The sequence below is a fragment of the Microbacterium sp. 13-71-7 genome (genome assembly GCF_002257455.1).
Classification (GTDB): domain Bacteria; phylum Actinomycetota; class Actinomycetes; order Actinomycetales; family Microbacteriaceae; genus Microbacterium.
Genome location: NZ_NCKN01000263.1, coordinates 1 through 5,085, shown reverse-complemented (window position 1 = coordinate 5,085; position 5,085 = coordinate 1). Strand labels below are relative to the sequence as shown.

Below are 5,085 nucleotides of genomic sequence, written 5' to 3'. Positions count from 1 at the left end.
AGGATCCAGGCGATGCCGAAGGGAAGCGGGACGCCGAGGAAGTCGAGCAGCAGCGCGGCCGGAACGCCGAGGACGATCCAGAGGACGACCAGCACGATCCAGCGCCTCACCGCCACGCCTCCTCGACGATCGCGAGACAACGTCGTGCGGTCGCACGTCCGCTCTCATCGGCCTGCTCGCCACCGAATCGCACGGACTCGTAAAGCCCCAGCAGCGTCTCGAGCTCGGCATCCACGCCCGGTCGCCGACGCAGGATCCGCACGGCGAACTCCCCTGGCGTCTCGGACGGGAGACGGGATCGGCCGGCGCGAGCCGCGGCCTCCTCCAGATGCACCCACGCGGCGACGATCGCGTCGCCCGGGTCGCGGTGGGCGTCGACCGCCTGCTGCGCATCCGCGGCCGCGCTGCGGATCGCTCCCGCGTCCACGGCGTCGTCTCCGGCGACGGCGCCCGTGCCGGCATCGCCGGCGCCGCCCGTCTCACGGCTCAGGGGGCGGGCCGCCCACAGGGCGCGGGCCAGTCGCCAGAACAGCCACGCGAGGAGCGCCAGGAAGCCTGCGGCGATCACGAGTTCGACGACGACGACGATGACGCCGAGGAGTGGGCTGTCGGGGATCTGCCCGACCTGCGCGCCGTCCGGCGCCTGCGTCCCGCTCGTGGGGGTGGGCAGCGGGCTCCGGCGCTCGACCGCGATGTCGCCGAACTGCGGTACCCCCTGCAAAGCGGCGATCGCCATCAGCAGCGCTGCCAGCAGCACCACGCCCGCGAGTGCTCCCGCCAGCGGAGACATGCGAACTCGCGGGTCGTCGCGGACCATGCCCTCACCCTACGTGCTGGCACCCGTCCCCGCGATCACGCCCCGCGGCAGGTCGTGCACCATGCCGGGCCGCCTGCGGCGGTTCGTCAGAGCTCGACGGCGCCGGCGAAGCGGATCAGCCCGTCGCGCACGGACTCGACCTCGGACACCGACATCCCGAGCCTCGCCATCACCTGCCGCGGCACGTCCAGCGCCTGTGTCCGGAGCTCCGCTCCTTTCGCCGTGAGGGCGATGTCGAGCCGGCGTTCATCGGCGGCGCTGCGGCGCCGCTCGATCAGACCATCGGATTCGAGGCGCTTGACGAGCGGCGAAGCCGTCGCCGGATCCATCGCCAGGGCGTTCGCGAGATCGCCGAGCGACCGCGGGGACTGCTCCCACAGCGCGAGCATCGCGAGGTACTGGGGGTGCGTGAGCCCGAGCGGCTCCAGGATCGGGCGGTAGATGCCGACCACGTTCCGCGCCGCCGTCACGAGGGCGAAGCACAGCTGGTTCTCCAGGCGGAGCAGGTCGTCGGGTGTGGAGTCGGTCACCTGACGATGTTACCAACTGCCCTAATCATTAGTACACTAATCATCATGACCAACACTCCCGCGGAGCGCCCGCCGCTCCGGCAGCGCATCCGTGAGGCGGGCGGACTGTACGCGTGGTTCAACACGAATCTGATCCGCTTCGCCGGCCCGGCCTCCGTCGGACCCTATGAGACGACGCCTCCGCCGTCCGCCGCGGAGCGTGCGCAGCGCGCGTGCCCGCTGTGCGGCGAGCCGATGACGGCCCACGAGATCGACCGCAGCGGCCCGAAGCCGCTCATGCACTGCCCCTGAGCCTCCAGCGATCCGTGCCGGCCTGAGTCCGACCCGCCGTCCGCGGCACGCCGGGGAGCGACGCCGGAGCGGCGTCACGCCGCGCCGGCATCCTCCCGTGCGACGTCGATCCAGTGCATGAGCGCGGCATCGTCCGCGATCGCGTCGGGAGACACGTCGAGCCAGTTCTCGCTCATCGTGCGCGCTCCCATGACCGCACGCGTCACGCCGCGCTCGGTCAGAAGCATCGCGGCGCGCTCCGCCCCGACGCGCACCAGCAGCGCCCCGCCTTTACGCGCCCCGACGAGGATGTGCCCATCGCTGAGGAAGGCGCGACTGCCGAACATCGCACGCTCCTCGATCTCACCCGCGCCGCCCAGCAAGGCGCGGATCCGGTCGGCCAGTTCGACAACCGCCGCATCGACCATGCCGTCTCCTCCGCCCGTTGACCCCACCGGGAACACGTGACACGCGTCAGGCGTGCCCGGCCCGCTCCATCGCGCGCAGCTCCTTCTTCAGGTCCTGCACTTCGTCGCGCAGTCGTGCAGCGAGTTCGAACTTGAGCTCCCCGGCCGCCGCGAGCATCTGCGCGGACAGATCGGCGATCGTGTCCTCGAGCTGCTCTGCGCCCTCCGCCGCGATGCCCTCGCGGCGGAGGTTCGGCGTCGGCGACTTGCCGCGCCCGGACCTCGTGCGCTTGGCGAGCATCTCGGCCGTGTCCGCCCCCTCGCGGGCCAGCACGTCGGTGATGTCGGCGATGCGCTTGCGGAGCGGCTGCGGATCGATGCCGTTCGCGGTGTTGTACGCGATCTGCTTCTCGCGGCGCCGCTCCGTCTCGTCGATCGCGTTGCGCATCGAGTCCGTCATGTTGTCGGCGTACATGTGCACCTCGCCCGACACGTTGCGGGCCGCGCGGCCGATGGTCTGGATGAGCGACGTGCCGCTGCGGAGGAACCCCTCCTTGTCCGCGTCGAGGATCGCGACGAGCGACACCTCGGGCAGGTCGAGGCCCTCACGGAGCAGGTTGATGCCGACGAGCACGTCGTAGACGCCCGCCCGCAGTTCGGTGAGGAGTTCGACGCGGCGCAGCGTGTCGACGTCCGAATGCAGATAGCGCACCCTGACGCCGTGCTCGCCGAGGAAGTCGGTGAGCTCCTCCGCCATCTTCTTCGTGAGCGTCGTGACGAGCACGCGCTCGTCGCGCTCGACACGGAGGCGGATCTCCTCGAGCAGGTCGTCGATCTGCCCCTTCGAAGGCTTGACGACGATCTGCGGATCCAACAGACCGGTCGGACGGATGATCTGCTCGACGACGCCGTCCGCGATCCCCATCTCGTACTTGCCGGGTGTCGCGGACAGGTAGACGGTCTGCCCGATCCTGTTCTTGAACTCGTCCCACCGCAGCGGGCGGTTGTCGAGCGCGCTCGGCAGCCGGAAGCCGTGATCGACCAGCGTGCGCTTGCGCGACGCGTCGCCCTCGTACATCGCGCCGATCTGCGGCACCGTGACATGCGACTCGTCGATCACGAGGAGGAAGTCGTCGGGGAAGAAGTCCAGCAGGGTGTGCGGCGGCTCCCCCGCCTCGCGTCCGTCCATGTGCCGCGAGTAGTTCTCGATGCCGGAGCAGAACCCGAGCTGCTGCAGCATCTCCAGGTCGAAACTGGTGCGCATGCGCAGCCGCTGCGCCTCGAGCAGCTTGCCCTGGCGCTCGAGCTCGGCGAGGCGGTCGGTGAGCTCGTCCTCGATCTGGCCGATCGCCCTCTGTACGACGTCGGTGCCCGCCACGTAGTGCGAGGCCGGGAAGATCGGCACGGAATCGAGCTTCGCGATCACCTCGCCGGTGAGCGGGTGCAGCGAGTACAGCGCCTCGATCTCGTCGCCGAACAGCTCGATGCGGATCGCGTGCTCCTCGTAGACCGGGATGATCTCGATCGTGTCGCCGCGCACGCGGAAGTTGCCGCGGGAGAAGTCGACGTCGTTGCGGTTGTACTGCATCGCGATGAACTGCCGGATCAGCGCGTCGCGGTCGTACCGCTCCCCCACCTGCAGCGCGACCATCGCCCGCAGATACTCCTCGGGGGCGCCGAGGCCGTAGATGCACGAGACCGTGGAGACGACCACCACGTCGCGACGGCTGAGCAGCGAGTTGGTCGTGGAGTGGCGCAGTCGCTCGACCTCGGCGTTGACCGAGGAGTCCTTCTCGATGAAGGTGTCCGTCTGGGGGACGTAGGCCTCGGGCTGGTAGTAGTCGTAGTACGAGACGAAGTACTCGACCGCGTTGTTCGGCATGAGGTCGCGGAACTCGTTCGCGAGCTGCGCCGCGAGCGTCTTGTTGTGCGCGAGCACGAGCGTGGGCCGCTGCACCTGCTCGATGAGCCAGGCCGTCGTCGCGGACTTGCCGGTTCCGGTCGCGCCGAGCAGCACCACGTCGGTCTCGCCCGCGTTGATGCGTGCCGCGAGTTCGGAGATGGCCTGCGGCTGGTCGCCGGCGGGCGAGTACTCCGAGATGACTTCGAACGGCCGGACCGAACGTGTGGGTTGCATCCCTTAACACTACGAGGAGCCTCCGACATTGGCGTCGGAGGCTCCTCTGATGCGAGGGCCGTTCAGGCGTCGTGGACCTTCGGCCCGACGACAGGGCCGTTGTCGAGGGACGAGATGAGGCCGTCGATCTTGCGGGTTCCGTCCGTGCTCACGCCCGAGATGTTCAGAGTGAGCGAGTTCAGCGGGGGCACGGCCGAACCGGCGTTGTACGCCAGGTCGAACCCCGTGATCCCGCTGTAGCAGGTCACCGTCTGCGTCGCCGTCAGCGTCACAGACGTCGCGGTGCGGCTGGCGACGGTCCAGACGTTCCCGGCCGAGGTGACGGTGGCCCCGGCGAGGGAGAACGCCGGGTCGCTGTTGTCGAACGTGACCGTGGCGATCAGGTTGAAGGGCAGGGAGAAGGTGTCGCTGGGGAAGCATGCCTCGACCCGCGAGGAGGACGCCGAGAGCACGCTGTCCTTCACATTCGGCGAGGACTCGACGAGCGGTCCGACGCTCTTCGGGTTGGTGGTGGTGCTCGCTGCGGCCATCGGTGCGGTGGCGGCGACGGCGATGACGGGCACCGACCACGCTGCCCCCTTGATCACGGTACGGCGCGAGAGGCCGCTCTTGACGTCGGTCATGATGTTGCACTCCAGATATCGGTTGAGCCGAAGGCTCGGAAACCGAGATCGCGCGCGTCTCAGGGTCGACGCGCACGACGGAGACGCCACGCGTCCAGCACCCAGAAACTCCCCAGAGCTTTCCCCATTGTCCCCACAGCGCGTCCCGGCGCTGCCCCACAGGCGATGATATATCGTCCTGGGGTAATATTGCAAACCATACGAACAAACCCTGCGAGCGGTCGCCGGGCGGCTTCAGCCCCCGCGCGTCCAGACGTACGGTGTCGTGGTCGTGACCTTGCGCAGCCCCGAGCGCTCGATA

The 5,085-nt window shown here is 69.1% G+C and carries 6 protein-coding genes; 1 reads left to right on the top strand and 5 read right to left on the bottom strand.

Going from position 1 to position 5,085, the window contains the following annotated elements:
* Positions 1-106 precede the first annotated feature (106 nt).
* Both B7X32_RS18295 and B7X32_RS18290 read right to left on the bottom strand, forming a co-directional pair.
* Entirely contained in the window at positions 107-817 is a 711-nt protein-coding gene (locus B7X32_RS18295; RefSeq protein ID WP_292722933.1) for a DUF4129 domain-containing protein, read from the bottom strand.
* A gap of 86 nt (positions 818-903) precedes the next feature.
* Entirely contained in the window at positions 904-1,347 is a 444-nt protein-coding gene (locus tag B7X32_RS18290) for a MarR family transcriptional regulator (RefSeq protein WP_292722930.1), read from the bottom strand.
* A 45-nt stretch (positions 1,348-1,392) separates the two neighbouring features.
* Between B7X32_RS18290 and B7X32_RS18285 the strand changes: the two genes are divergently transcribed.
* Positions 1,393-1,638, top strand: coding sequence for a hypothetical protein (locus B7X32_RS18285; protein WP_292722925.1), 246 nt, complete (start codon positions 1,393-1,395; stop codon positions 1,636-1,638).
* A gap of 74 nt (positions 1,639-1,712) precedes the next feature.
* Here B7X32_RS18285 and B7X32_RS18280 read toward each other — a convergent pair whose 3' ends face one another.
* The 3 genes from B7X32_RS18280 to B7X32_RS18270 all read right to left on the bottom strand — a co-directional run bounded on the left by B7X32_RS18280 (position 1,713) and on the right by B7X32_RS18270 (position 4,784).
* Positions 1,713-2,045, bottom strand: a complete 333-nt coding sequence (locus tag B7X32_RS18280) for a TfoX/Sxy family protein (protein WP_292722923.1) — start codon at positions 2,043-2,045, stop codon at positions 1,713-1,715.
* Between the two features lie 46 nt (positions 2,046-2,091).
* Complete coding sequence (uvrB, locus tag B7X32_RS18275) at positions 2,092-4,161, bottom strand: excinuclease ABC subunit UvrB (RefSeq protein WP_292722921.1); 2,070 nt, start codon at positions 4,159-4,161, stop codon at positions 2,092-2,094.
* 62 nt (positions 4,162-4,223) lie between these two features.
* Entirely contained in the window at positions 4,224-4,784 is a 561-nt protein-coding gene (locus tag B7X32_RS18270) for a hypothetical protein (RefSeq protein ID WP_292722918.1), read from the bottom strand.
* Positions 4,785-5,085: the final 301 nt, after the last annotated feature.